General features: G+C 72.9%; 22 protein-coding genes and 1 pseudogene. 14 read left to right on the top strand and 9 right to left on the bottom strand.

What is annotated here, in order from left to right; all coding sequences use genetic code 11:
- Positions 1 to 38: 38 nt before the first annotated feature.
- Entirely contained in the window at positions 39 to 1,070 is a 1,032-nt protein-coding gene (glpX, locus tag ACF053_RS12085) for a class II fructose-bisphosphatase (RefSeq protein WP_391953779.1), read from the bottom strand.
- 163 nt (positions 1,071 to 1,233) lie between these two features.
- Between glpX and ACF053_RS12090 the strand changes: the two genes are divergently transcribed.
- Complete coding sequence (locus ACF053_RS12090) at positions 1,234 to 1,836, top strand: DUF4245 domain-containing protein (RefSeq protein WP_391954093.1); 603 nt, start codon at positions 1,234 to 1,236, stop codon at positions 1,834 to 1,836.
- 128 nt (positions 1,837 to 1,964) lie between these two features.
- Here ACF053_RS12090 and ppgK read toward each other — a convergent pair whose 3' ends face one another.
- The 3 genes from ppgK to ACF053_RS12105 form a co-directional block, all read right to left on the bottom strand.
- Positions 1,965 to 2,702: a polyphosphate--glucose phosphotransferase gene (gene ppgK, locus ACF053_RS12095; protein WP_058940578.1), complete on the bottom strand. Its 738-nt coding sequence runs from the start codon at positions 2,700 to 2,702 to the stop codon at positions 1,965 to 1,967.
- 186 nt (positions 2,703 to 2,888) lie between these two features.
- The gene (locus tag ACF053_RS12100; RefSeq protein WP_391953780.1) at positions 2,889 to 4,109 is read right to left on the bottom strand and encodes an FG-GAP-like repeat-containing protein; all 1,221 of its coding nucleotides are present in this window, start codon (positions 4,107 to 4,109) and stop codon (positions 2,889 to 2,891) included.
- A 205-nt stretch (positions 4,110 to 4,314) separates the two neighbouring features.
- On the bottom strand, positions 4,315 to 5,298 hold the full coding sequence (locus tag ACF053_RS12105) for a 4-hydroxy-3-methylbut-2-enyl diphosphate reductase (protein ID WP_391953781.1): 984 nt from the start codon (positions 5,296 to 5,298) through the stop codon (positions 4,315 to 4,317).
- Between the two features lie 371 nt (positions 5,299 to 5,669).
- On the opposite strand from ACF053_RS12105, the gene xseA reads away from it, so the two are divergent.
- From xseA to ACF053_RS12120, 3 genes are all read left to right on the top strand, one after another.
- Positions 5,670 to 6,902: an exodeoxyribonuclease VII large subunit gene (gene xseA / locus ACF053_RS12110; RefSeq protein WP_391953782.1), complete on the top strand. Its 1,233-nt coding sequence runs from the start codon at positions 5,670 to 5,672 to the stop codon at positions 6,900 to 6,902.
- A 10-nt stretch (positions 6,903 to 6,912) separates the two neighbouring features.
- On the top strand, positions 6,913 to 7,188 hold the full coding sequence (locus ACF053_RS12115) for an exodeoxyribonuclease VII small subunit (protein ID WP_058940684.1): 276 nt from the start codon (positions 6,913 to 6,915) through the stop codon (positions 7,186 to 7,188).
- 140 nt (positions 7,189 to 7,328) lie between these two features.
- Positions 7,329 to 7,919 carry a malonic semialdehyde reductase gene (locus ACF053_RS12120; protein WP_391953783.1) on the top strand — a complete coding sequence of 197 codons (591 nt, stop codon included), beginning with the start codon at positions 7,329 to 7,331 and terminating at the stop codon, positions 7,917 to 7,919.
- A 242-nt stretch (positions 7,920 to 8,161) separates the two neighbouring features.
- On the opposite strand, the gene ACF053_RS12125 is transcribed toward ACF053_RS12120, so the two are convergent.
- On the bottom strand, positions 8,162 to 8,803 hold the full coding sequence (locus tag ACF053_RS12125) for a DUF6542 domain-containing protein (RefSeq protein ID WP_391953784.1): 642 nt from the start codon (positions 8,801 to 8,803) through the stop codon (positions 8,162 to 8,164).
- 175 nt (positions 8,804 to 8,978) lie between these two features.
- Between ACF053_RS12125 and ychF the strand changes: the two genes are divergently transcribed.
- Positions 8,979 to 10,067, top strand: coding sequence for a redox-regulated ATPase YchF (ychF, locus tag ACF053_RS12130; RefSeq protein ID WP_391953785.1), 1,089 nt, complete (start codon positions 8,979 to 8,981; stop codon positions 10,065 to 10,067).
- Positions 10,068 to 10,645: 578 nt separating this feature from the next.
- Here the strand turns inward: ychF and ACF053_RS12135 are convergent.
- Together ACF053_RS12135 and ACF053_RS12140 are read right to left on the bottom strand one after the other, a co-directional pair.
- A complete protein-coding gene (locus tag ACF053_RS12135) occupies positions 10,646 to 10,909 on the bottom strand; it encodes a type II toxin-antitoxin system RelE family toxin (protein ID WP_391953786.1) in 264 nt (87 codons plus the stop codon).
- Complete coding sequence (locus ACF053_RS12140) at positions 10,902 to 11,171, bottom strand: type II toxin-antitoxin system Phd/YefM family antitoxin (protein WP_365593483.1); 270 nt, start codon at positions 11,169 to 11,171, stop codon at positions 10,902 to 10,904. The genes ACF053_RS12135 and ACF053_RS12140 overlap by 8 nt, the downstream gene beginning before the upstream one ends.
- A 181-nt stretch (positions 11,172 to 11,352) precedes the next feature.
- Here ACF053_RS12140 and ACF053_RS12145 point away from each other — a divergent pair.
- Both ACF053_RS12145 and ACF053_RS12150 read left to right on the top strand, forming a co-directional pair.
- Positions 11,353 to 12,500, top strand: a pseudogene (locus ACF053_RS12145) (DUF418 domain-containing protein).
- Positions 12,501 to 13,373: 873 nt separating this feature from the next.
- A complete protein-coding gene (locus ACF053_RS12150) occupies positions 13,374 to 14,528 on the top strand; it encodes a trypsin-like serine protease (protein WP_391953787.1) in 1,155 nt (384 codons plus the stop codon).
- A 133-nt stretch (positions 14,529 to 14,661) separates the two neighbouring features.
- Here ACF053_RS12150 and ACF053_RS12155 read toward each other — a convergent pair whose 3' ends face one another.
- Positions 14,662 to 15,066, bottom strand: coding sequence for a hypothetical protein (locus ACF053_RS12155; RefSeq protein ID WP_391953788.1), 405 nt, complete (start codon positions 15,064 to 15,066; stop codon positions 14,662 to 14,664).
- Positions 15,067 to 15,533: 467 nt separating this feature from the next.
- Complete coding sequence (locus tag ACF053_RS12160) at positions 15,534 to 15,869, bottom strand: hypothetical protein (RefSeq protein ID WP_391953789.1); 336 nt, start codon at positions 15,867 to 15,869, stop codon at positions 15,534 to 15,536.
- A 507-nt stretch (positions 15,870 to 16,376) separates the two neighbouring features.
- Between ACF053_RS12160 and ACF053_RS12165 the strand changes: the two genes are divergently transcribed.
- The 7 genes from ACF053_RS12165 (at position 16,377) to ACF053_RS12195 (ending at position 24,929) form a co-directional block, all read left to right on the top strand.
- Complete coding sequence (locus ACF053_RS12165; protein WP_391953790.1) at positions 16,377 to 17,957, top strand: S8 family peptidase; 1,581 nt, start codon at positions 16,377 to 16,379, stop codon at positions 17,955 to 17,957.
- A 602-nt stretch (positions 17,958 to 18,559) separates the two neighbouring features.
- Entirely contained in the window at positions 18,560 to 19,651 is a 1,092-nt protein-coding gene (locus tag ACF053_RS12170; RefSeq protein ID WP_391953791.1) for a DUF4190 domain-containing protein, read from the top strand.
- A gap of 206 nt (positions 19,652 to 19,857) precedes the next feature.
- Positions 19,858 to 20,613, top strand: coding sequence for a GntR family transcriptional regulator (locus tag ACF053_RS12175; protein ID WP_391953792.1), 756 nt, complete (start codon positions 19,858 to 19,860; stop codon positions 20,611 to 20,613).
- 261 nt (positions 20,614 to 20,874) lie between these two features.
- Positions 20,875 to 21,054: an SPOR domain-containing protein gene (locus ACF053_RS12180; RefSeq protein WP_391953793.1), complete on the top strand. Its 180-nt coding sequence runs from the start codon at positions 20,875 to 20,877 to the stop codon at positions 21,052 to 21,054.
- A 28-nt stretch (positions 21,055 to 21,082) separates the two neighbouring features.
- A complete protein-coding gene (locus tag ACF053_RS12185) occupies positions 21,083 to 21,508 on the top strand; it encodes a (deoxy)nucleoside triphosphate pyrophosphohydrolase (protein ID WP_391953794.1) in 426 nt (141 codons plus the stop codon).
- Between the two features lie 304 nt (positions 21,509 to 21,812).
- Positions 21,813 to 22,241, top strand: a complete 429-nt coding sequence (locus ACF053_RS12190; protein ID WP_391954094.1) for an ATP-binding protein — start codon at positions 21,813 to 21,815, stop codon at positions 22,239 to 22,241.
- Positions 22,242 to 22,388: 147 nt separating this feature from the next.
- Positions 22,389 to 24,929: a SpoIIE family protein phosphatase gene (locus ACF053_RS12195; RefSeq protein WP_391953795.1), complete on the top strand. Its 2,541-nt coding sequence runs from the start codon at positions 22,389 to 22,391 to the stop codon at positions 24,927 to 24,929.
- The last annotated feature ends 203 nt before the right edge of the window (positions 24,930 to 25,132 follow it).

Genomic DNA, 25,132 nt, shown 5'->3' on the forward strand with positions numbered 1-25,132 from the left:
GTCCGGCCCGGTCGGCCCGGTCCGGCCCGGTCGGCCGGCTACTTGGCCCGGTCGAAGTCGATCTGGCTGTACGCGCGCAGCTTCGACAGCCGGTGCGTCGAGTCGATCTGCCGGATCGTGCCCGACTTCGACCGCATCACGAGCGACGAGGTGGTGGCCGTCTCGGAGCGGTACCGCACCCCGCGCAGCAGCTCGCCGTCGGTGATGCCGGTCGCGACGAAGAAGACGTTGTCGCCGCGGACGAGATCGTTGGTGGAGAGCACCCGGTCCAGGTCGTGGCCCGCGTCCAGGGCGCGGCCGCGCTCCTCGTCGTCCTTCGGCCACAGCTTGCCCTGGATGACGCCGCCCAGGCACTTGATGGCGCAGGCGCTGATGATGCCCTCGGGCGTACCGCCGATGCCCATGAGCATGTCCACGCCGGTGCCGTCGCGGACCGCCATGATCGAGCCGGCGACGTCGCCGTCCGAGATGAACTTGATCCGGGCGCCCGTCTCGCGGATCTCCTTGACGATCCCCTCGTGGCGGGGCCGGTCCAGGATGACGACGGTGACGTCCTCGGGGGTGGAGTTCTTCGCCTTGGCGACGCGGCGGATGTTCACGGACACCGGCGCGTCGATGTCGACGTAGTCGGCCGCCTCGGGGCCGGTGACGAGCTTGTCCATGTAGAAGACCGCGGACGGGTCGAACATGGCGCCCCGGTCGGCGGCGGCGAGCACGGCGATGGCGTTCGGCATGCCCTTGGCGGTCAGCGTCGTGCCGTCGATCGGGTCCACGGCGATGTCGCACTCGGCGCCGGTCCCGTCACCGATGCGCTCACCGTTGAACAGCATGGGCGCTTCGTCCTTCTCGCCCTCGCCGATGACGACGACGCCGTTCATCGAGACGGTGCCGACGAGGGTGCGCATGGCCCGCACGGCCGCGCCGTCGGCGCCGTTCTTGTCGCCGCGGCCGACCCAGCGGCCCGCCGCCATGGCAGCCGCCTCGGTGACGCGGACCAGCTCCAGGGCGAGGTTGCGGTCGGGGGCCTCGGGGGAGACCACGAGTTCGGACGGCAGATGATGCTCGGTCATCGGAGCGCACCTTTCTGTACGGCGACGGCCGGTGGTGAAGAGGGTCCTGCGACTCTATCGGTACGTCGACAAATTGAGCAGAGGGGCCCACGTATGAGCACGACGCCCTGATGCGACCATAGGGGGCGTGGCAGGTATGCGAGGCAAGCAGACAGTGCGCGGGATGTTCCAGTCGATGACGGTCATCTGCGCCGTCGCGGCGGTGATCTACCTCTTCGTCCCGCACGACGACCAGGCCGACCCGATCAAGCCCGTCGACTACGGCATCGAGCTGGTGACGGCCCAGCGCGCCGCGCCCTACCCCGTGCTGGCCCCGAAGGGGCTGGGCGAGGAGTGGCGCCCGACGTCGGTGTCGTACAGCCGGCAGAACGACGACTCCTGGCACCTGGGCTACCTCACGCCGGAGCGCGAGTACGTCGGCGTGGAGCAGTCCACGGGCCCCGCGACGCGGTACGTCGTCCAGGTCACCCACGACGCCCGGGACACGGGCGAGGTGCAGCGGATCGCCGGCCGGACGTGGGAGCGCTGGGAGGGCGAGAAGTACGACGCCCTGGTCCTGCGCCAGGAGGGCGTCACGACGGTCGTCACCGGAACCGCGTCCTTCGAGCGCCTCGGCGAGATGGCCGCGGCCCTGAAGTCCGAGAAGAAGCCCGCGACGACCACCGGGACGCCCGCACCCGCCGGGAAGCCCGCGACGGACGGGAAGCCCGCGACCGCCGCGGAGCCGGACACCGCCGCGGAGCCCGAGGCCGCCGGCAAGGGCTGAGCACGCCCACCCACACGACCCTCAGGCCGGCCCGTCCGACGCCCGGCAGATGCCGGGCGCCGGACGGCTCACCGGTGCGGGCCCGGGCGAGCCCCGGGACCGGGTTCGGGACCGGGTCCCGGTCCGCGTCAGCGGGCCGCGGCCATCGCGGCGCCGACGATGCCGGCGTTGTTCTGCAGCTGTGCGGGGACGATCTCCGCGCGCACGTCGTCGATCAGGGGCAGGAACTTCTCCGCCTTGCGGCTGACCCCGCCGCCGACGATGAACAGCTCGGGCGAGAAGAGCATCTCCAGGTGGGCGAGGTACTTGCGCACCCGGTGGGCCCACTCCTGCCAGCTGAGGTCCCTGTCCTCCTTGACCTTGGTGGAGGCCTGCTTCTCCGCCTCCTTGCCGTGCAGCTCCAGGTGACCCAGCTCGGTGTTGGGCAGGAGGCGCCCGTCGGTGAAGACCGCGCTGCCGATGCCCGTGCCGAAGGTCAGCAGGATGACCGTCCCGCGGCGGCCCCGGCCCGCGCCGTGGGTCATCTCGGCGACGCCCGCCGCGTCCGCGTCGTTCAGCACCGTCACCGGCAGGCCGCCCAGCCGCCCGCCGAGCAGCTCGGCCGCGTCCACGTCGATCCACGCCTTGTCGACGTTGGCCGCCGTACGGATCGTCGAACCGGTCACCACGCCCGGGAACGTCACGCCGACCGGTCCCGACCAGCCGAAGTGCGTGACGACCTCCGCGACGCGGTCCGCGACGTCCGAGGGCGTCGATGGTTGCGGGGTGAGTACCTTGTGGCGGGGCTGCGCCAGGTCGCCGAGCTCCAGGTCCACGGGAGCGCCCTTGATCCCCGACCCGCCGATGTCCACTCCGAAGACGTTCATGGACACCACGTTACGGGTCGGCGCCCGGCGTCACGGGCAGGACCGTCGACCGCGCCAGGACCGGGCCGCGACGGGCCCCGGCGGCGGCTCCGTACGCGCGGAAGGGCCCCCGCCCGAAGGCGGGGGCCCTTCCCCTGAGCCCCGGTCCCGCCCCTGCGGGCAGGACCGGAGCCGGACCGGCAGGCGTCAGAAGGCGCCGTTCAGCCACTGCCAGTCGGTGGCCACCGTGATGCCCGGTTCCACCGAGCCGGTGCCGCGGCCCTTGTACACGAGTTGGCACCCCACGCCCCGGCACTCCTCGCCGACGAAGTCGCCCGTGGTGGTGGCGACGAGGTCGGCGAGGCCGTCGCCGGTGACGTCGCCCAGGCCGAAGACGCCGTCCATGGCGTTCCAGCCACCGGAACCGACCAGCACCCGCGCCCCGAGCGTGCCGGTGGACGTGCCCGGGTACAGCCACAGCTTCCCGGTGGACGCCTCGCGGGCGATCAGGTCGGCCCGGCCGTCGCCGTTCATGTCGCCCGCGCCGACCAGGGCGTTCATGGCGTTCCAGCCGCCGTTGCCGATGAGCTTGCGCGCGCCGGGGACGCCGGTGGACGTGCCCGGGTACAGCCAGATCCTGCCCGTGGTCTTCTCGACGGCCAGCAGGTCCGCGCGGCCGTCACCGGAGAGGTCCCCGTAGCCGACGAGCCGGCTCATGGCGTTCCAGCCACCGTTCCCGATGAGCTTGCGCGCGCCCAGACCACCGGTGCCGGAGCCCGGGTACAGCCACAGCTTGCCGGTGGCCGTCTCGCGGGCGATCACGTCCTCGCGGCCGTCACCGCTGAAGTCACCGTGCCGGACGAGGCCGTTGAAGACGTTCCAGCCGCCGCTGCCGACCAGCTTGCCCGTGCCGTCGCCGGGCAGGAACCACAGGCGGCCGGCCTTGTCGCGGACCAGGAAGTCGGCCCGGCGGTCGGCGTTCAGGTCGCCGTGGTCCTTCGCCCGGGGCGCGGTGCCGGCGTACCACTGGGGGAACGGCGGGGCGTGGCACTCGCGGAACGTGGGGACGAACCTCACCGAGCTGACGTTGCCCTGCGAGTGGCCCCACTCGGTGCCCCGCGCGTCGGGCGCCCAGGCGTCGACGAAGCCGGTCCCGCCGTGGTTCGGGTCGTCGTGCAGGCAGACGTACCGGGACGTGCGGTTGACGACCGAGCGGAACGTGTTGTCCCAGGTCCCCAGCGTCGCCTTGTCCGTGTTCGTCTTGTACATGGTGCCGGTGCCGTTGTCGGTCTTCCAGGCACAGAAGTAACCCGCCGGGCAGTCACCGATGGCGGCCTGCGCGGGCGCGGCGCCCGCGAGGAGCCCGAGCGAGGTGAGCCCCAGCGCCGTGGCCGCCGTGGCCAGGCGCCGGAGCAGTGATGTGCGCATGTGTTTCCCTCCCTGACGCGGCGCGGAGGGACACTCGACGCGCCGCGGAAGGAAGATACCGCGCCGACGGTTTCAAGCCACCGGCACGTCGTTCCCGCCGGTGGCCCGTCGGCCGGACCAACCCTGATGCCGGCCCGGGCCGGCCGTGGTGTGGGCCCCGGGCCGGCCCTGGTGTCGGCCGGGACCAGTCGTGGTGTGGGCCCGACTAGCCCTGGTTGAGGGCCGCGGCCTCCGCGCGCAGGTCGCGGCGGAGCTCCTTCGGCAGCGAGAAGGTGATGGACTCCTCCGCCGCCTTCACGATCTCCACGTCCGCGAAGCCGCGCTGCGCCAGCCACTCCAGCACGCCCTCGACCAGCACCTCGGGCACCGAGGCGCCGGAGGTCACGCCGACCGTGGACACGCCTTCCAGCCACGCCTCCTCGATCTCCTCGGCGAAGTCGACGAGGTACGCCTCGTGCGCGCCGGCCAGCTTGGCGACCTCGACCAGGCGCTTGGAGTTCGACGAGTTGCGCGAGCCCACGACGATGACGAGGTCCGCCTCGGCGCCCATCTGCTTCACGGCCAGCTGACGGTTCTGCGTGGCGTAGCAGATGTCGTCGCTCGGCGGCGATTCCAGCAGCGGGAACTTCTCCTTCAGGGCGTCTACGGTCTCCATCGTCTCGTCCACCGACAGCGTGGTCTGGGAGAGCCACACGACCTTGGAGGGGTCGCGGACCTCGACCTTCTCGACGTCCTTCGGGCCGTCCACCAGCTGGATGTGGTCGGGGGCCTCGCCGGAGGTGCCGATGACCTCCTCGTGGCCCTCGTGGCCGATGAGGAGGATGTCGTAGTCCTCGTGGGCGAAGCGCACGGCCTCCTTGTGGACCTTCGTCACCAGCGGGCAGGTCGCGTCGATCGTCGCGAGCCTCCGCTCGGCCGCCTCGTGGTGGACGGTCGGCGCGACCCCGTGCGCGGAGAACATCACGATCGAGCCCTCCGGCACCTCCTCCGTCCGGTCGACGAAGATCGCGCCCTTCCGCTCCAGGGTCTGCACGACGTACTTGTTGTGGACGATCTCGTGCCGGACGTAGATCGGAGCGCCGTACTGCTCCAGCGCCTTCTCCACGGCGATCACGGCGCGGTCCACGCCCGCGCAGTAACCACGGGGAGCGGCGAGGAGGACCCGGCGGGCAGGAGGCGTAGGAGTCATGCCCCCATCGTAAGGGTGGGTGGATCAGCCCGGAGTTCCCCGCACGCCCGCACGCCCCCGCAGGCCCCCGCAGGCCCTCCTGCCTCCGTGGCTTCGCAGGTCCCCGTCACGCCCGCGCGCCCCATCAGGCCCGCACGCCCCGTCGCGCCCGCGCTTCCCGCCGGCGCCCGTACGCCGAGAGGACCCGTACGCCCATAGGCGCTCGGAGGCCCCGCACGTTGCCGTACCCGCAGGTTCCCGCGGGCCCGTACCCCCCCTGTATGCCGTGACCCAGGCGCCACCACCCACCCCCCGGACGGTGCCGTACGCGCCCGCCCCGCCCCCGGACGGGGGACCGCCGTGTTGTCGGGGGTGGCGCGTACGCTCCCCGTATGCCACTGACTACGTCTGCCGAAGCCCCCCTGCCCGTCGGCGAGGTGTCGCGGCTCATCGGGCGGTGGATCGACCGGCTCGGCGCCATCTGGGTCGAGGGCCAGATCACCCAGCTGTCGCGGCGGCCCGGCGCGGGGGTGGTCTTCATGACGCTGCGCGACCCGTCGCACGACATCTCGGTGAGCGTGACGTGCTACCGCCAGACCTTCGACGCGGTGGCCGACGTGGTGACCGAGGGCGCGCGGGTCGTCGTGCACGCCAAGCCGGAGTGGTACGCGCCGCGCGGCCAGCTGTCGCTGCGGGCCGCCGAGATACGGCCGGTCGGCATCGGTGAGCTGCTGGCCCGGCTGGAGCAGTTGAAGCGGTCGTTGGCGGCGGAGGGCCTGTTCGCGGCGGAGCGGAAGCGGCCGCTGCCGTTCCTGCCGCAGCTGGTGGGGCTGGTGTGCGGCCGGGCGTCGGCGGCCGAGCGGGACGTGCTGGAGGTGGCGCGGCGGCGGTGGCCGGCGGTCCGCTTCGAGGTGCGCAACGTCGCGGTGCAGGGCGTCCACGCGGTGCCCCAGGTGGTGCGGGCGGTGCGGGAGCTCGACGGGCTGCCGGAGGTGGACGTGATCGTCGTCGCGCGGGGCGGCGGCAGCGTCGAGGACCTCCTGCCGTTCTCCGACGAGCAGCTCGTCCGGGCGGTGGCCGAGTGCCGCACCCCGGTGGTCTCCGCGATCGGCCACGAACCGGACTCGCCGCTGCTCGACCTCGTCGCCGACCTGCGCGCGGCGACGCCGACGGACGCGGCGAAGAAGGTCGTCCCCGACGTGCGCGAGGAGCTGGACCGCGTCCACGCGCTGCGGGAGCGGGCCCTGCGCTGCGTGCGCGGGGTGCTGGAGCGCGAGGAGCGCGGGTTGGCGCACGCGCTGGCCCGGCCCGTGATGGAGCACCCGCAGCGGATGGTCGAGGAGCGGGAGGCGCAGGTCGAGGCGCTGCTCGCGCGCAGCCGGCGGGTGCTGGGGCACCTGCTGGACCGGGCCGACTCCGAGCTGTCCCACACCCGCGCGCGCGTGGTGGCCCTCTCCCCGGCCGCCACCCTGGAGCGCGGGTACGCGGTGCTCCAGCGGGCCGACGGCACGGTGGTGCGTTCGCCCGGCGACGTGGCGGGGGACGAGGAACTGAGGGCCAGGGTGGCCGCCGGCGAGTTCGCGGTGCGACGCGTGGACGGCGGCGGTGTCGGAGAGCGACCGTAGGGTGGAGGGCATGGCAGTCAATTCGACGGACGCGGCGACGACGGACACGACCGTGGCGGTGACGGAGACCGGCGCGGCGATCGGGTACGAGCAGGCCCGCGACGAGCTGGTCGACGTGGTCCGCCGCCTGGAGGCCGGCGGTACGACGCTGGAGGAGTCGCTCGCCCTGTGGGAGCGCGGCGAGGAGCTGGCGAAGGTCTGCCGCCACTGGCTGGAGGGCGCCCGCGCGCGGCTCGACGCGTCGCTCGCCGAGGAGCGCGGGGACGGCGCCGGGGCCGACACGTAGGCCGCGGGGTCGACGGCGGGTGTGAGGCGGGGCACCGCCGTCCCGCTTTAGTTGAAGCTTCATCTATTTCGGCGTACGGTGGAGGTGTCGCGCGGGCCGCGCGGCACCCCTGACCTCGTACGTCGGAAGGCACCACCCCCATGTCCCTCGTCCTTGACCCCGCCGCCCAGGACCTCCTGTTCCGCGAGGCCCGCACCGCCAACACGTTCACCGACGAGCCGGTGACCGAGGAGCAGGTCCAGGCGATCTACGACCTGGTCAAGTACGGTCCGACCGCCTTCAACCAGACGCCGCTGCGCATCGTCCTCGTCCGCTCCGCCGAGGCCCGCGAGCGCCTGGTGCCGCTGATGGCGGAGGGCAACCGGGCCAAGACCGCGACGGCGCCGCTCGTCGCGATCCTCGCCGCGGACAACGAGTTCCACGAGGAGCTGCCGAAGCTCTTCCCGGCGTTCCCGCAGGCCAAGGACGCCTTCTTCGCCGAGCGCGCCGCCCGTGAGTCGGCCGCCGGCATGAACGCCGCGCTCCAGGCCGCCTACTTCATCGTCGGCGTCCGCGCGGCGGGCCTCGCCGCCGGCCCGATGACCGGCTTCGACCCGGCGGGCGTCCAGAAGGAGTTCCTGGACGACGACCACACCCCGCTGATGATCGTCAACATCGGCCGCCCGGGCCCCGACGCCTGGTACCCGCGCTCCCCGCGCCTCGACTACACCGAGGTCGTCACCACCGTCTGACGGCCCCCGGCCCCCGGCCCCCGGCCGGTCCCGGCGCCGCGCCCCGCGCGCGCCCCGCAGTCGACGGCCCCGCGGCACCACCCCCCTGGTGCGGCGGGGCCGTCCCCCGTCGTACGCCCCACCGCCCGGCACGGCTGCCTGGGCCCACGTCCGTCCGGCCCACGTCCGCCCGGCCCACGTCCGCCCGGCCCACGTCCGCCTGGGCCCGGTCCCGATGCGCGCCCCTGCCGGACCGCTCGGCGTCAGCGGCGCCGCGGGGCCGCCGTGGCCCGGCCCTGGGAATGTGCCTGGGCCTGGGCCTGCGCCTGCGCCTGGGCCGCGGCACGCTGCCGGCGACCCATCAGGCGTACCTTCCGTACCGACGTGATGACGCCGGCCACCAGCGTCCCCCCGTACAGCCACCCGGCGTGCACGGCGAGCGCGGTGATGACGGCCATCGTGTGCCCGCCGATCCCGCCCTCGCCGCCGGCGATCGGCACGACCCCGACGGCGAACGCGATCGGGACGCTGATCGGCGCCGTCACCAGGTCCGGTCCCCGCACCCACAGCGCCGTCACGGCGCTGACCGGCAGGAACAGCAGCCCGTAGACCAGCGGCGAGCCGTCGAAGAGCAACCAGTCCAGACAGCCGACGAGCAGCATCGTCGCCGAGGCGAACAGGCCGCCGCCGATCCCGGTCAGGCGCGGGTTCGGCAGCCGCCGCAGGGCGTGCACCACCGGCGGCACGGTCCGCCGCCCACCGGGCCGCGCGCCGGGCGGCGCCGCGGGCCGGGGCCTCGCCGGGTACGCGGCCGGACCCTCCACGATCGCGCCCCGGGGCGCGGCGGGGGCCTGCGGCCGCGGTCGCCGCGGGCGCCGGGGGGGACTGCTCCTGTGCTGCTCCACGTCAACAAAGTAGGCCGGGGAGGGCGGCAAAACCGGTATGGGACACACCTTTGGAGTGACCTTGGCGTGAAGTCCTCCCGTCGGGCGCCGTCCGCCCGCCCGTCGCGGCGGGGCCCGGCGCGCCCGTAAACTGGGGGGTCGGCCCACCATCCTCACTTCTAGGGAAGTCGCCAACGTGTCGCTCACGATCGGAATCGTCGGCCTGCCGAATGTCGGCAAGTCGACCCTGTTCAACGCCCTGACCAAGAACGACGTGCTGGCGGCCAACTACCCGTTCGCCACGATCGAGCCGAACGTCGGCGTCGTCGGCGTCCCGGACGACCGGCTGACGAAGCTGGCCGAGATCTTCTCGTCCCAGCGCATCCTCCCGGCGACGGTCGACTTCGTCGACATCGCCGGCATCGTGCGCGGCGCGAGCGAGGGCGAGGGCCTGGGCAACAAGTTCCTCGCGAACATCCGCGAGTCGGACGCGATCTGCCAGGTCATCCGCGCCTTCAAGGACGAGAACGTCGTCCACGTCGACGGCAAGGTCTCGCCCAAGGACGACATCGAGACGATCAACACCGAGCTGATCCTCGCCGACCTCCAGACCATCGAGAAGGTCCTTCCGCGCCTCCAGAAGGAGTCCCGGATCAAGAAGGACGTGGCGCCGAAGGTCGCGGCGGTCGAGGCCGCCAAGGAGATCCTTGAGCGCGGCGACACCCTCTTCTCGCAGGGCATCGTCCAGGGGGGCGAGAAGGCGGAGCTCCTCCACGACCTCCACCTGCTCACCACCAAGCCCTTCCTCTACGTCTTCAACGTCGACGAGGACGAGCTGACGGACGAGGCGTTCAAGGACGAGCAGCGCGCGCTGGTCGCCCCCGCCGAGGCGATCTTCCTCAACGCCAAGCTGGAGGCGGACCTCGCCGAGCTGGACGACGAGGACGCCATGGAGCTCCTGCAGTCCGTCGGCGCCGAGGAGCCCGGCCTCGCCACCCTCGCCCGCGTCGGCTTCACCACCCTGGGCCTCCAGACGTACCTGACGGCCGGCCCGAAGGAGGCCCGCGCCTGGACGATCAAGAAGGGCGCGACGGCCCCCGAGGCCGCCGGTGTGATCCACACCGACTTCCAGAAGGGCTTCATCAAGGCCGAGGTCATCTCCTACGACGACCTGGTCGCCACCGGCTCGGTCGCCGAGGCCCGCGCCGCCGGCAAGGCCCGCATGGAGGGCAAGGAGTACGTGATGCAGGACGGCGACGTGGTGGAATTCCGCTTCAACGTGTGAGCGGATGAAATAACACCACGTCGCTGACTTGGCAAACATACAGGTCAGATGGGGTCGACTCCTTCAGGGGTCGGCCCCTTCGCCCATCCCGTGCTGGATCGGTGCTGGATCCTCCGAAATTCAGTCAGCCTTGCTCGGCTCCGCCGATGGAACCGCTGCGACGACCTGATCGCTTGTGCGGTCTCCTGCCTTCCGGCGTCGCCAGCGGCGTACAGCCCAACTGGTCAGCGCTGTCAAGCTGGCAGCGATCAGGGATGCAGGTAGCCGAGTGAGTAAGCCCTCGATTAGCACTATGCAGCATGCTGAGAGAGAAATTTTCAGGCCGCATGAAGTTCCTGCGCAGCGTTTCGCGGGTGTTCGGCGCGAGGCCCATGGCAGCGATAATTTGTTAGAGCACTGTCGGAGATGGCGCCCTATCAGGATCCCGAGCACATGGTTCCTGTCATCACGGCCCTTTGGAACAGTGCTCAATGGGAACGCAGTAGTGAGATGGAATAGTGCCCACATGTAGGTGAAGCGGGCTAGAGGTTACCCCTGCTGGACCTGCGCTAGATGTTCAGGCGCTCGATCAGTTGGGATCAGGTGTCGTACACGGTGGAGCGATGCCCGACGTGGACGACCCACACCACGAGCTCTCCATTGTCGATCGTGTAGACGACGCGGTAGTCGCCGACTCGCAGTCGGCGGCGTTCCGGCTGTGACACGAGGGCGGTGGTGTTGAAGCCGAGGGGGTCGCTCTCCAACTCGGTCAGCTTGGCCAGGATGCGCAGTGCCATGGCGCGGGGGAGCTTCCGAAGCTCGGCCTGCGCCTCTGGCCGGAAGACGGTTCGGTACTCACTCACCTCGCGCCAGTGTCTCCCTCATGATGTCCTCGATCGGGATGCCGGGAGCCGGGTTTGCCATGCGCTCGTCGATGATGCGGTTGATCTCGCGCTCTTCCCACTCCTGGTACTTGCGCAGCACCTCGATGGAGACGACGGCGGCGACTTCCTTCCCTCGGCGCGTAATGACCGTGGGCACGTCGTCGCGGTCCGCGCGCTCCACGACTTCCGCCAGGTGGGCGCGCACATCGCGGATGGACTCTATGGGCAGCGACTGTGTCATGCACTCAAGCGTACCGAGTGTGCCATGTGTACACCACTCCCTGGTGTTGGATGTGCTGGATGAACTTGCACCGTGCTGGATGGGTGCTAGATAGCCACGTCCAGAACCGTGTCTTCGCAGGTCGGAGCTCTGTGCTGCACGTTCCGCTTCAACGTCTAGCGGGTGATACACCACCACTTCGCTGATCCGGCAGACATGCAGGTCAGAAGGGGGTCCGGCTCTCCAGGGTCGGGCGCCTCGGCTTTTCGCGCGCCGGGATGGCGCTGGGAACGCGGCCGACGGGCACTCGTCCGTCCTGTTCGCCACCCTCGCCGGGTTCTCGCTGATGCTGATCGCAGGCCGGCGCGAGCCGAAGACCGGCCTGGCCGGGCGGCAGGCGCGGGCGCGGATCGTGATCCGCGCCGGGGTCCTGCTGGTGCTGGGCAGCGCTCTGACGATGGTCTACGGCGACGTGATCATCCTTGCCCACTACGGCATCTACTTCCTGCTCTCCCTGCCCCTGCTGCGGCTCGGCGCCGGAGCGCTCGCCGCGATCGCGGCCGGGCTGGCGGTGATCGCCCCGCAGCTGGCGTACGTGCTGAAAACGGGGCTCGGCGAGTCGTTCCAGAAGAGCGTCACCGCCTACGACCCGCTGGAGTCGCTCAGTGGCACCGGCCTGCTCGACCTGTTGCTCACGGGCTTAACCCGACGATCACCTGGATGCCGTTCGTCGTCGCCGGCATGGCGCTGGCACGCCTGGACCTGTCCGCGGCCGCCGTCCAGAAGCGGCTGGCCGTAGCCGGCGCCGCCCTGGCCACGGCCGCCTACAGCCTGACCCTGCTGCTGGCGGGCTCGGACGCGCTCAAGAGCACCGCGGAGGACGGCGGTCCGTCGTTCGGTGGATCGGCCGAGGCCATGACGTCGATGGAGGCCATGAAGGAGATGAAGAGCGGCGGGGGCATGGACTTCCGGTCCGGCGCTCAGGACCTGCTCTCCGCCGGGCCGCACAGCGGCACCACCTTCGACATCGTCGGCGGTGTGGGCACCGCCATCCTGGTGATCGTGGGCACGACGGTGCTGATGGACCGCGTGGCGCGGCTGCGCCGGCTGGCGAAGCCGGTCGTGGCGGTCGGCACCATGTCGCTGACGGCCTACGTCGCCCATTTCGTCGTCCAGGGCCTGATCAACGGAACGGATGCCGGGAACACCGAGACCTCGTGGGTGCCCGTGATCCTGTACGTCCTCGGCGCGATCGTGTTCGCCGGGGTCTGGTCCCGCTTCTTCCGCCGCGGCCCGCTGGAGTATCTGCTCAACGCCGCGACCAAGCCGGTGAACACCTACGTCCGATGAGTCCGTGCCGGGGCGGTCGGCCTTCGCGGCCCCGCCCCGGCTTCGGCAGCGGCGACTGTGTCCTGTGTCATCCCGCCGGCACGGAAAGGCCAGGTACCGGCGGTGAATCCGCCATCCGCCGGTCGGCGGCACCTCCCCCCGCCCCGCCGATCGTCGTGGACACGGCACTCGGCCGCGGCCCAGCCGGAATGTGGCGGAGCGACCCTGTTCGCGCGAGGCGAGGCTGTCGACAGCCCATCCGTCCCTCCACATGACCGTTGACACTGCGGCCGGGTGTACGACCGAACCGCGCGATGGCTGATGCCCTTGCGGGCTACGAGCGTCGTCGGCGCCGGGTCGGGCCACGAGGCCGACCGCTCCGGCCCGGACTCATCGGATGTACTTCACCGGTTCGGTCCGGGAGCGAGGGGTGCGGGGAGGGGGCTTTGTGGTGGCGGGTACTTGAGGGGTGAAGCGCGTGATCGTTAGGATCGGGCGCGAAGTCGGGGGATTTCAGGGGGGCACGTCATGCAGGCACGTGGATCAGCAGTCGGCACCGCCGATGCGGCCGTGGACGCGGGGCTCTCGCGTACCGCCGGCCGGTTCAGGTACCGGCCCTCCTAGCCTCCTCCACCGGGCCGCGACCCGTCGGTGATCCGTCTCGGTGCCCTGGGGGCCCGCCCGGTGGCCCGACCGTCGCGGGCCGTGTGCTTCCGGTGTCGTAGGGGGACCGCTCGCCACACCGCCGGGTCCCCGAGCGTCGGACCCTCGCGTACCCGGGGCAGTGCCCCGACCGTCGTACGACGCGTACGCACCGCTCGCCCCACCGCACAACCGCGCCCCGCCGCGACCGACCACGTCCTCGCGCGCCGGGCCCTTCCCGAAGGATGACGCATGCACGTACCCCGTCCGCGCACGGCACGGACCACCGGCCTCCTGGCCGCCGCCGCCGCGATGACCGTGGGACTCCTCCCCGCAACTCCCGCCGCGGCGGTGACCGGTCCGCAGGCCGTCGCCGGCTCGCACCCGTACGCGGTGCAGCTGACGCTCGGCGAGGAGCCGACGACCCGCGGCTGCACCGGCACGCTGGTCGACCGCTACTGGGTGATGACCGCCGCGAGCTGTTTCGCCACCACGCCCGGCACGCCCGTCCCGGCCGGCAAGCCGGCCGTCAAGGCCACCGTCACGCTCGCCGACGGCAAGTCCGTCGCCCTCACCGAGATCGCGCCGCGCGCCGACCGCGACGTCGCCCTCGTACGCCTGGCCACCCCGGTCACCACCGTCCCGGTCGCCCCGCTCGCCGGTGCGGCCCCGGCGGTCGGCGCCGACCTGACGGCGGCCGGGTTCGGGCGTACCCGGACCGCATGGGTGCCGGACAAGCTCCACACCGGCGCCTTCACCGTCGATTCCGCCGACTCCGCCACCCTGCGCATCACCGGCAAGGGCACCGACGCCATCTGCAAGGGCGACACCGGCGGGCCGCTGCTCAACGCGGCCGGCGAGGTCGTCGGCGTCAACTCCCAGTCCTGGCAGGGCGGCTGCTTCGGCGGGAACCCGGCCGAGACCCGCACCGGCGCCATCTCCGCGCGCGTCGACGGCCTGGCCGAGTGGGTGCGGCAGCAGAGCCTCACCACCGCCTCGATCCGCAACGCGTTCAGCGACCGCTGCCTGTTCGTGTCGTGGCGCACCCCGGAGAACGGCGCCCAGGCGCGGCAGGCGGACTGCGAGCCGCAGTACGCCGACCAGGTGTGGAAGCTCCAGCCGGTCGCCGGTGGCGGCTACCAGATCCGCAACACGTTCACCGACCGCTGCCTCTTCGTGTCGTGGCGCACGCCGGAGAACGGCGCGCCGGTGCAGCAGTTCGACTGCGAGCCGAAGTACAGCGACCAGGTGTGGAAGCTGGAGCCGGTCACGGGTGGCGGCTACCAGATCCGCAACGCCTTCACCAACCGTTGCATGGTCGTCTCGTGGCGCACGCCGGAGAACGGCGCGGCGGTGACGCAGTTCGACTGCGAGCCGAAGTACAGCGACCAGGTCTGGAAGCTCTGATACCGGTGCCGGTGCCGGCCGGCGGGTCGGGACCGGGCCGCCGGCCCCTGCCGGTCTGATCGGCCGGCCGTAGGAGGCCGCCCACCCCGCGCGACGCGTGGGGAGGGCGGCCTTCCGTCGTGTACGGGGCGGGTCAGCGGGCCGCGGCGCCAGGACCCGTGGCGGCGAGGTGGGCCGCCAGGTGCTCGCGGGTGGTCGACGGATCCGCGACCAGGGCGGACAGCGCGTCGTCCGCCAGGGGGGCCGTCGCCACGGCCGGGCACCGGTGGCAGGCCGCGACACCCGTCTGGTGCCACCACTTGCAGTGGGCGCGCAGGTGGCAGCGCGGGACGGGGACGTCCTCCGCCGACGGCAGGGCCAGCATGCGGTCGGCCAGCCCGCAGGCGGTGCCGACCCGGTTGGCGCACCCGCTCACGCAGTGGGAAGCGAAGCGGAGCACCCGTGTGGGCGGGACGCCGTCCGGGAGGGCGGCCACCACCTCGGCGGCCGGGAGGGGGGCGGCCAGGTAGTCGACCCGGCCGTCCGGCCCGGAGCGCACGCCGAGGACGACCGCCTCGGGGCGGTCGGGCGGCCCGCTCGGGCACCAGTGGAGCGGATCGGTCGGGGCCGCTTCCCGCGCTTCCGGGGGCTGTTGGGCCGTCCGGGCTGCTGGGGAGCTCGGAGTCTCCTGGGCCTGCTGAGGTACCTGGCCTTTCGGGGGGTTGGGGGCCTCCTGGGGCTGCTGAGATATGTGGACTGTCGGGGAGTTCGGGGCCTCCTGGGGCTGCTGAGCTACCTGGACTGTCGCGGGGTTCGGGGCCTCCTGGGGCCAGGGGGTCACCCGGACTGTCGGAGGGCTGGGGACCTCTTGGGCGTGCGGGGCCGCCCGGGCTGCCGGGGCCGCCCGTGCTTCCCGGGGCGCCCGCGGTTCCGGGGGCCCTGAGAGCGCTGGGGCTTGCGGGAGCGCCGTGGTCTCGCGAGGCGCCCGGGAGCGTGGGGTGTCCGAGGGGCCCGACGCGGTCATCGTCAGCAGGGCTTCGTGCCGGTGTCGCCCTGGGGCGCCAGGTAGCCGACCACGTTTCCGTCGGTGGCCCCGCCACCCGTGCCCGCCTCCAGCGCGACGGCCCGCAGGAGGCTGTCGGCGAGCTGCTGCGGGGTGGCGATGCGGCCGGCCGCCGGGGGGCCGGCCGCGGGGGCCGCTGACGAGGGCTCCGCCGAGGTCTCCGCCGGGGCCGGGGCCGCCACCGGGGCCGGGGCCGCCACCGGGGCCGGCGCCGCCGAGGCCGTCGTCATCGACGCCGCCGCCAGACCGGTGGCCAGGGCCGCGGCCGCCGCCGCGGAGCGCAGCGTGGACTTCTTCATCCGTCAACTCCCTTGTCGCTTACGGAACTCGGGCACGTACACCGTGCCCTGTGCGGTCCGCCGCGGCAAGATCCGTGCCGCGCCGCTCCGCGCGCCGGGACGACGGTGCGCGACGCGGGGTGAGGTGTCCGGCCCGTCCACTCCCCGCCCGCCCGGGTCGCTCCGCGCGGTGGTCCGCGGCCGTCGGGCGCGCCCACCGCGTGGAGCGGCGGGGGAGGAGTGCCAGGCCAGGGGCGAAACGGGTGATCCGGGTCCGCGAACCGGGCAGATGCCACGCGCACGTACCGCCGCGACGGCCGACGTATCAGTTGTGTGGCGCAGCTGTTAACGACGGTTCAGGACCCTTGTGGGTTTCCTGTGGATCGGCGAACCTTTCGCTGGCAGACCGAGACGGAACACGCCGCGGACATCGTGGCGCACACCGCCGTGCATGCGTTCAGGGGTTGTCATGCACCTGCCGCACCATCCCCCACAGCAACGCACCACCAAATGAGGAGGACCCCTCACATGTCAGTGATGCGTACGTCGCGGCGAAGAGTCGCTGCGGCCAGTGCCACCGCCGTCGCCGCCCTCGCCCTGGGCTCCCTCGCCGCCTTCCCGGCCGCCGCCGCCGGGTCGGCCGCCGAGGGCGTCATCCAGTACGCGGGCGCCCCCAACGCCGTCCAGGGCAGCTACATCGTGACCCTGGACGAGTCGGCCGCCGACTCGGACGCCTCGTCCGGCAAGGCGGTCGCGGCCCGCTACGGCGCGAAGATCAAGAAGACGTACACCGCGGCCCTCAACGGCTACGCGGTGGAACTCTCCGAAGCCCAGGCGAAGAGGCTCGCCGCCGACCCGGCCGTCGCCTCCGTCGTCCAGGACCGCGTCTTCACGATCTCCGGCACACAGCCCTCGCCGCCCTCCTGGGGCCTGGACCGGATCGACCAGCGCGCCCTTCCGCTGAACCAGAGCTACACCTACCCCGAGCCGGGCGGGGACGGCGTCACCGCGTACGTCATCGACACCGGTGTCCGCATCAGCCACAGTGACTTCGGCGGCCGCGCGGCCAACGGCTACGACGCGATCGACAACGACAACACCGCCCAGGACGGCCACGGCCACGGCACCCACGTCGCCGGCACCGTCGGCGGCTCCGCGTACGGCGTGGCCAAGAAGGCGAAGATCGTCGGCGTCCGCGTCCTGAACAACCAGGGTTCCGGCACGACCGCCCAGGTCGTCGCCGGCATCGACTGGGTGACCCGGAACGCCGTCAAGCCCGCCGTCGCCAACATGAGCCTCGGCGGCGGCGCGGACAGCGCGCTCGACACCGCCGTGCGCAACTCCATAGCCGCCGGCATCACCTACGCCGTCGCGGCCGGCAACGACAACAGCAACGCGTCGAACTACTCGCCGGCCCGCGTCACCGAGGCCATCACGGTCGGCTCGACGACCAACTCCGACGCCCGCTCCAGCTTCTCCAACTACGGCAGCGTGCTGGACGTCTTCGCGCCCGGTTCGTCCATCACCTCGGCGTGGAACAGCGGCGACAGCGCCACCAACACCATCTCCGGCACGTCGATGGCGGCGCCCCACGTCGCCGGCGCCGCCGCGCTGTACCTGGCCAACAACCGGACCGCCACCCCGGCGCAGGTCTCCTCGGCGCTCGCCACCGCCGCCACCAGCGGCGTGGTCGGCAACCCGGGCACCGGCTCCCCGAACCGCCTGCTCTTCGTGGGCGCCGGCGGCGACGAGCCCCCGCCCACCGGCTCCCGCTTCGAGAACACCGGTGACTACGCCATCGCCGACAACGCCACCGTCGACTCCCCGGTCACCGTCACGGGCGTCACGGGCAACGCCCCGACCGGCCTCAAGGTCGAGGTCAACATCCAGCACACCTACATCGGTGACCTGCGCGTCCAGCTCGTCGCGCCGGACGGCACCGCCTACACGCTGAAGGACCACGGCACGGGCGGCAGCGCCGACAACATCAACACCACGTACACCGTGAACGCCTCCGCCGAGGTCGCCAACGGCACGTGGAAGCTGCGCGTGAGCGACAACGCCCGGTACGACACCGGCAAGATCGACTCCTGGGCGCTGCAGTTCTGACGCCCGGACCCGCGTGAGCCGAGTCGAGGGGCGGTCGCCGGTCCGGCGGCCGCCCCGTTCCGCGCGCCCAGAGCGGCCACGTACGCCGGGGACCGAGTGGTCCGCTCCCCCCCCCCCCGCGGAGGCCCGGGACCGAGGGTCCCGCTCCTGGCGGACCCCCGCGCAGCCCCCGCCGCGTCCCGGGCGTCCCGCCGCCGACCGGCGCGTCCCGCCGTCTGCCGGCGGGGGGCGCCGCGACCGGTCCGGGGCGCGTCGCCGGCCGGGCATCCCACGACCGGCCGGTCCGGGCGTTCCGCGGTCGACCGATCAGGGCGTGTCCGCCGCCGGTTCGGGACTCCCGCTGCCGTAGTCGGTCCGGGGGCGCGCGGCGGTCGACCCACGGCGCCCCGGTCGGTACGGGCCGGGCCGCTCGGTGCCGGCGATCCGTCAGCAGCCCGTGGCCGGCGCGCAGATGCGGCCGGAGCCGATTGCGGGCGGTGGTGGGGCGTCGAACCCGCGGGTCGTCGGACCCCCGGGCGCATTAGGCGGCCCGTCGCCGACCGCGTACGATGCGCGCCGCTCATACGTTTGTTCGCCCCCGCCCCGACAGGAGCACCCCACCCGTGTCATCGTCCCCCCAGGGCTGGCCCGCGCCCCAGCAGCCCTACCCGCCGGTGCCCCCGCCTCCCGGGGCGCCGCTCCCGTCGGCGAACACCAACGGCCTCGCCATCACCTCGCTCATCGCCGGTGTCATCTGCCTCGTGCCGCCCCTCGGCCTGGTCCTCGGCGCCGTCGCGCTGCGACAGATCAAGCGCCGGGGCGAGAGGGGCAAGGGCCTCGCGACAGCCGGCATGATCCTCTCCCTGATCAGCTCGCTGCTGGTCGCCGTCGGCTTCGCCACCGGCGCGTTCGGCGACGCCCTGGACGGGGTCCGCAAGGTGAAGGACGAGGTGGCGCGCTCCGACTCGGCCTTCTCGCTGCGCACCGGCGACTGCTTCGACCAGCCGGGCGGCACGGCGAAGGAGCAGGAGGTCGAGCGGGTCAAGAGCGTCGACTGCGCCACGCCGCACGACGCCGAGGTGGCCGGCTCCTTCCGGCTCACCGGCAGCGCCTACCCGGGCGTCCCGGCGATCGAGAAGCTGGCCGAGGAGCGGTGCGTCTCCATCGGCGAGAAGTACTCCCTGGACTCCTGGGCTGTGCCGGAGAACGCGGTGACGTTCTACTACCACCCGACCGCGGAGAGCTGGCGGCAGGTGAAGGACCGCACGGTGACGTGCGCCTTCGCCGCCGAGGAGGGGAAGCTGACCGGCTCGCTGCGGGCGGACGGCACCACCCTCACCGCCGACCAGCTGACCTACCTCGAAGCCCTGAACGCGGTCGACGCGGCACTGCTCAAGGAGCCCGAGGACGACCCGGAGAGCGACCTCGACGGCAACCTCGCCTGGGCGGGTGCGCTGGAGAAGACCCTCGGCGGCTCCGTCGCGCGGCTGAAGGGCCACGCCTTCGCCCCCGCCGCCGCCCAGCCCGTCGCCGGCGTGGTGGAGAAGCTGGAGAAGGCCCGCAAGCACTGGGCCGAGGCCGCGGACGCGGCGGACGCCGACACCTTCTGGGAGCACTACGAGCCCGGTTACGAGGCCCTGCCGCTGGACCTCGGCAAGGAGGCGCGCGGCGCGCTCGAGCTCTCCACCAAGGCGCCGGTCGAACCGGCCAGCTGACGCCGGGTCGCGCGGGTCCGCCTCCGGTCCCGGCGCCACGCCAGGGGGCGCGCGACGGCCGTCCGCCGTGGCGCACCCCCTCGGTGCGTCGGTCCCCCGCCCCCACACGGCCGTCATCACTTCGAGTGATTCTCTGGCCCATGCTTGCGGGGTGGAACTCTCGGTTGCGACGCTGTAGCTGTCTGTCAACCTGATGGGAGTGGCCCGTGACTTTCGGTGAGCAGCCGGCCTATCTGCGCGTTGCGAGCGATCTCCGCAAGAAGATCGTCAACGGCTCGCTGCCGCCGCACACGCGGCTTCCCTCGCAGGCCCGCATCCGCGAGGAGTACGGGGTCTCCGACACGGTCGCCCTGGAGGCCCGCAAGGTCCTGATGGCCGAGGGGCTCGTCGAGGGCCGCTCCGGCTCGGGGACGTACGTGAGGGAGCGCCCGGTCCCGCGCCGCATCGCCCGCTCCGGCTACCGCCCGGCCGGGGGTGCGGTGAACCCCTTCCGCCAGGAGCAGTCCGCCGAGGGTGCCCGCGGCACGTGGGAGTCCGGCAGTGAGCAGGAGGAGGCGACGGCGGAGGTCGCGGTCCGGCTCGGCATCACCCCGGGCGACCCGGTGATGCGCACGCGGTACGTCTTCCGGGACGCGGGCGAGGCGATGATGCTCTCCACCTCCTGGGAGCCGCTCGCCATCACGGGCCGGACCCCCGTGATGCTCCCCGAGGAGGGGCCGCTCGGCGGCTGCGGCGTCGTCGAGCGCATGGCCGCCATCGACGTCGTCGTGGACAACGTCGTGGAGGAGGTCGGCGCGCGCCCCGGCCTCGCCGAGGAGCTGCTGACGCTGGGCGGCGTCCCCGGGCACGTGGTGATCGTGGTGGAGCGCACGTACTACGCCTCCGGGCGGCCGGTGGAGACGGCGGACGTCGTCGTGCCGGCCGACCGGTACCGGGTCGCGTACCACCTGCCGGTGCGCTGAGCCCCGCGGGCGGGGAGGCCGGGGGCGGGAGGGGGAGGCGTCGCTGCCGGGACGGGAGTGAATGTCCCCCTTCGTGAGGGTTCAGGGGGGCGCACTCAGCCGGGTGCACCCACTCCAGGGGGTCGCCCCCTGGCCGGATGCGTATCTCTTTGTGTAAAGGCGTATCCGGTCCGTGAAGGTCAGGCGTAAGCTCAGGCATATGCGGAGTGCGGTTTCAGCGGCGTGTGCGGCGACAGGCGACCGGGCGGGGGGATCGGCGTGATGCCCGACAGCGGTACGACTCTTCTCTGGCAGGTCATCCGCCAGGACGACAACGGCAACCACTACCGGGTCGGCCGGTATGCCACGCGGGACGAGGCGCAGAAGGTCGTGGACAGCCTCGACTCGCGCGGCCAGCAGCGGCTCTACTGGGTCGAGCGCATCGGGGAGCCCGCGCGCTGACCCGCGCCGGGTGGATACGCTCCGGCGCATGGAGGAGTGCGTGGACCGCGTCGTGGTCGCCGGAGCCGTGTTCGATCGGGGGCGGCTGCTCGCCGCGCGCCGCAGTGCGCCTCCCGAGCTCGCCGGGCGCTGGGAGCTGCCCGGCGGCAAGGTGGAGCCGGGGGAGGGCGGGCCCGAGGCCCTCGTGCGCGAGCTGCGCGAGGAGCTGGGCGTCGAGGTGGAGCCGTGTGAGCGCATCCCGGGGGAGTGGCCGCTCAAGCCCGGTTACGTGCTGCGGGTGTGGACGGCGCGGGTCCTGTCCGGCGAGCCGCGGCCGCTCCAGGACCATGACGAACTGCGGTGGCTCACCCGTCGGGATTGGGACAGTGTCGACTGGCTGGATCAGGACGTTCCCGCGGTGATCGAGGCCGTCCGCCGCCTCCCCGCTCCGGACCCCGCCGATCCGGCGCGGTGAACCGGCCGGGACGGCCGGTGCGCCGCCCGCCGCCGGCCCGCGCGGACCTGGTCGTTCCGGTCGTACCGGCCGTCCCGTGCCCGTGTCGGCCCGCCGGTCCGGTCCGGTGAGGCGCGCCTGCCGCCCGCGCCCCTCCCGCCCGCGACGGCCGCTGCCCGTCGGTTCGTCAGGTGGGGGCCCGGCCCCGCGTCCCGTTGCGCCGTCCGTGCCACATGAGGTCCGGCCTGACGATAAATCGCACCGGATTTCGGGTATGTCCCGATTGGCCCCCTCTCTCCGGGGCGTCGCCTCCTCGGTCTGGGAAGTGATCGGCGTGATCGACACCCAAGGCGCACGCGCCGAGTGGACCTTGCCCGGGGAGCTCGAAGCGGTCCGCACGGCCCGGCACGCCGTCCGCGACACCCTCCGCGGCTGGGAGCTGGAGGCCGCGGTCGGCGACCTCGCGGTCCTCCTCGTGAGCGAACTCGTGACCAATTCCCTGCGCTACGCCCATGGACCGATCGGCGTACGCCTCATCCGTCTCCCGTCGCACGACGCGTCCGTCCCGTCCCGTGCGGCCCTCCTCGTCGAGGTCTCCGACCCCCTCCCCGACCCCCCGCGCGCCCGCCCCGCCGGCCCCGATGACGAGGGCGGACGCGGGCTCCAACTCGTCGCTTGCTCCGCGGCCCGCTGGGGTACGAGGAAGGGGAGGTCGGGTAAGACGGTGTGGTTCGAGCTGTCCCTGCCGGGTTAGAAGAGGGAAGGGACAACGATCACCGCAGGCTCGGCTCAAAACGAACGAGACCACCCTGTGATCGTGAACGGCGTGCCGACGGGGGCCGTAGTGCTGAATACTGCGGGAATGGCCGGTCCGGTGCGGTGAGCTGGAGGGGACGGTCGCGTGAGCGAGATACCTGGGACGGCGAACGGCGTCGTGTGGCAGAGCAACCCGCCTGGCTCGATCTACGACTACATCAGAGTCGCGTCGTTCTCCATCGGCCCCGACGGGCTCGTCGACCAGTGGAGCCTGCGGGCCGCCGAACTGTTCGGCGTCCCCGCGGAGGACGTCAGGGGCAAGGACCCCGTCGAGGCGTTCATCCCCGCCGAACTGCGCTCGCGCGGGCACCGCAAGGTCGCCGAGATCCTCGACGGCAAGGAGTGGACGGGCCTGGTCCCGTTCCGCGTCCCCGGTGAGCGCCACACCCGCGGCCTCGCCGAGGTCTACGTCATGCCGAGCGAGACCGAGCACGGCGAACGGGCCGCGCTCTGTATCGTCGTGGACGTACGCGCCCTCCGCCACATCGAGACCGACCTGGCCTCGTCGCAGGCGATATTCGGCCAATCCCCCTTCGGGTTCCTGCTGTTCGGCCCCGACCTGAAGGTCCAGCGGGCCAACAAGCGCTTCGCCACCGTCTTCGGCGGCAGCGCCGACGACCACCGCGGACGGACCGTCCACGACTACCTGTCCCGCTCAGAGGCCGACCGGATGACCGCCGCGCTCCGCCGCGTCATGGAGACCGGCGAGTCCGTCACCGACCTGGAGTTCGTCGGGACGGTGCCCGGCTCCACCGACCGGCGCCACTGGTCGGTGAACCTCTACCGCGTGCACAGCGGCACCGGCCGCCCCATCGGCGTCGCCGGCCTCGGCACCGACGTCACCCGCCGTCACAACGCCGCGCGCGAGGCCGCCAACGCCCGCCGCAACCTCGCCCTCCTCAACGAGGCCACCGCCCGCATCGGCACCTCCCTTGACCTGGAGACCACCGCGCGCGAGCTCCTCGACGTCGCCGTCCCCGGCTTCTGCGACCTGGCATCCGTCGACCTCTACCAGGGGCTCCTCAGCGGCGACGAGGCCCCGCCCGGGCGGGGCGGCGGACGTACCGCGGAACTCCGCCGTGTCGCCTTCGCCAGCGCCGTCTCCGACGCGCCGCTCGTCACCCCGCCCAGCGCCGGCACCCCCTGCTGCGAGACCGGCCCGACCCTCGTCGGCGCCGTGCACCGCTACCCCTTCCAGTCGCCGTGCGCCCAGGCCCTGCGCACCGGCCGTCCCGCCCTGGTGCCCGCCGACGACGGCGGACTCGTGCACTCCACGCTCGCCGTGCCGATGGTCGCCCACGACACGGTCGTCGGCCTGGTGCAGTTCTCCCGCGCCAAGGGCAGCGAGCCGTTCGGCGAGCGCGACCGGGCCCTCGCCGTGGAACTCGCCGCCCGCGCCGCCGTCTGCATCGACAACGCCCGCCTCTACCGCCGCGAGCACGAGCGGGCCCTGATCCTCCAGCGCAGCCTGCTGCCGCCCGGCGACCCGGAGGCCGCCGGGCTCGACATCGCCTGCCGCTACCTGCCGGGCAACGCCGCCACCGAGGTCGGCGGCGACTGGTTCGACGTCATCGACCTGCCCGGCCACCGCACCGCCCTCGTCGTCGGCGACGTCATGGGCCGCGGCCTGCGCGCGGCCGTCGCCATGGGCGAACTGCGCACCGCCGTCCGCACCCTGGCCCAGCTCGACCTGGAGCCGGCCGAGGTCCTCTCCCACCTCGACGAGATCACCCGCGGCCTCGGCGCCCCCATCGGCGCCCAGACCTCCCGCGCCGCCCACAAGCAGCGCGACCCCGAACTGTCCGAGGTGTACCTCGCGACCTGCGTCTACGCCGTGTACGACGCCGTCACGCGCCGCTGCACCTTCGCCAACGCCGGACACCTGCCGCCCGTCCTCGTCGGACCCGGCCGGGAGGCCGAACTGCTCGACGTACCGCCGGGGATGCCGCTCGGCGTCGGCGGCGAACCCTTCGAGGAGGTCGAGGTCGAGCTGCCGGAGGACGCGCTGCTCGCCCTCTACACCGACGGGCTCGTCGAGTCGAGGGACCACCCGCTGGACGAGGGCCTGCAAGCGTTCCAGGAGGCCCTCACCGGGCCGCAGCGGCCCCTGGAGGACGTCTGCGACCACGTCCTCGGCAGCCTCGACACCCGCCACGGCCAGGACGACATCGCCCTGCTGATGGCACGCGTGCGCGGCCTGCCGGCCGAGGCCGTCGGCGACTGGCGGCTGCCGCGCGAACCGCGCTCCGTGGGCCGGGCCCGCGAGCTGGCCCGCGCCCAGCTCACCGCGTGGGACCTGGAACCCCTCGTCGACACCGTCGAACTGCTCGTCAGCGAACTCGTCACCAACGCCCTGCGGTACGGCGAGGGCGAGATCCGGCTGCGCCTGCTGCGCGACCGCACCCTCGTCTGCGAGGTGTGGGACGCGGGCCTCGTCCAGCCGCGGCGCCGCCGCGCCCGCGACACCGACGAGGGAGGCCGCGGCCTCCAGCTCGTCGGGTTGCTCAGCGCGGGGTGGGGCTCGCGGCGCACGCCGCGCGGCAAGACGGTCTGGTTCGAACTCGCCCTGCCCGACGGCGACGGCACGGCGGAGCCGACGGTCGACCAGCTGCTCAGCATGTTCTGACCACCGCGACCGCCGGGGCGAGCGCCCCAGCGCGTCCGTGTCCGCTTCCCCCTCCGGGCCCGCCGCCCCGTCCGCGTTCGCCTCCACGTCCGCGCAGCTCCCGTCCCGGGGCCAGGCGGGCGGTGCGGCTGTCGGGCGGTCCGTCCCCGGGCCAGGCGGACTCCTGGGCGGTCCGTCCCGCCGGGCGGGTGCGGCTGTCGGGC

This window comes from Streptomyces kanasensis (assembly GCF_043077165.1).
GTDB lineage: Bacteria > Actinomycetota > Actinomycetes > Streptomycetales > Streptomycetaceae > Streptomyces > Streptomyces changanensis.

Bases quoted from the DNA above. Each gene is read 5' to 3' on its own strand.
- glpX (WP_391953779.1), bottom strand. From the start codon at position 1,070: ATGACCGAGCATCATCTGCCGTCCGAACTCGTGGTCTCCCCCGAGGCC.
- ACF053_RS12090 (WP_391954093.1), top strand. From the start codon at position 1,234: ATGTTCCAGTCGATGACGGTCATCTGCGCCGTCGCGGCGGTGATCTAC.
- ppgK (WP_058940578.1), bottom strand. From the start codon at position 2,702: ATGAACGTCTTCGGAGTGGACATCGGCGGGTCGGGGATCAAGGGCGCT.
- ACF053_RS12100 (WP_391953780.1), bottom strand. From the start codon at position 4,109: ATGCGCACATCACTGCTCCGGCGCCTGGCCACGGCGGCCACGGCGCTG.
- ACF053_RS12105 (WP_391953781.1), bottom strand. From the start codon at position 5,298: ATGACTCCTACGCCTCCTGCCCGCCGGGTCCTCCTCGCCGCTCCCCGT.
- xseA (WP_391953782.1), top strand. From the start codon at position 5,670: ATGCCACTGACTACGTCTGCCGAAGCCCCCCTGCCCGTCGGCGAGGTG.
- ACF053_RS12115 (WP_058940684.1), top strand. From the start codon at position 6,913: ATGGCAGTCAATTCGACGGACGCGGCGACGACGGACACGACCGTGGCG.
- ACF053_RS12120 (WP_391953783.1), top strand. From the start codon at position 7,329: ATGTCCCTCGTCCTTGACCCCGCCGCCCAGGACCTCCTGTTCCGCGAG.
- ACF053_RS12140 (WP_365593483.1), bottom strand. From the start codon at position 11,171: ATGACACAGTCGCTGCCCATAGAGTCCATCCGCGATGTGCGCGCCCAC.
- ACF053_RS12150 (WP_391953787.1), top strand. From the start codon at position 13,374: ATGCACGTACCCCGTCCGCGCACGGCACGGACCACCGGCCTCCTGGCC.
- ACF053_RS12160 (WP_391953789.1), bottom strand. From the start codon at position 15,869: ATGAAGAAGTCCACGCTGCGCTCCGCGGCGGCGGCCGCGGCCCTGGCC.
- ACF053_RS12165 (WP_391953790.1), top strand. From the start codon at position 16,377: ATGTCAGTGATGCGTACGTCGCGGCGAAGAGTCGCTGCGGCCAGTGCC.
- ACF053_RS12180 (WP_391953793.1), top strand. From the start codon at position 20,875: ATGCCCGACAGCGGTACGACTCTTCTCTGGCAGGTCATCCGCCAGGAC.
- ACF053_RS12185 (WP_391953794.1), top strand. From the start codon at position 21,083: ATGGAGGAGTGCGTGGACCGCGTCGTGGTCGCCGGAGCCGTGTTCGAT.